General features: G+C 66.1%; 1 protein-coding gene. It reads right to left on the reverse strand.

Going from position 1 to position 251, the window contains the following annotated elements:
• On the reverse strand, positions 1–251 hold a 251-nt coding region (locus SB765_RS31990; RefSeq protein WP_410932805.1), incomplete at both ends, for a ParB/RepB/Spo0J family partition protein.

Consider the following 251-nt stretch of genomic DNA (forward strand, 5'->3'; position numbering starts at 1 on the left):
CAGGCCAGCCTGCTGGGTAGCGCGCCAGCGGCGCTCACCGGCGATGATCTCGTAGCGGTTGTCGCCCACCGGGCGAACCACGATCGGCTGCATCACGCCATGGGTGCGAATCGAGTGCGCGAGTTCTTCCAGCGCCACCGGGTCCATGTCGCGACGCGGCTGGTACTTGCCACGCTGGATCAGCTCGACCGGCAGGTGTTGCAGTTCCTTCTGGTCGATCTTGACAGCCTGCTCTTCGAGCGCGCTGACGG

Origin of the sequence: Pseudomonas sp. SIMBA_067, from assembly GCF_046534675.1 — a bacterium.
Taxonomy (GTDB): domain Bacteria; phylum Pseudomonadota; class Gammaproteobacteria; order Pseudomonadales; family Pseudomonadaceae; genus Aquipseudomonas; species Aquipseudomonas putida.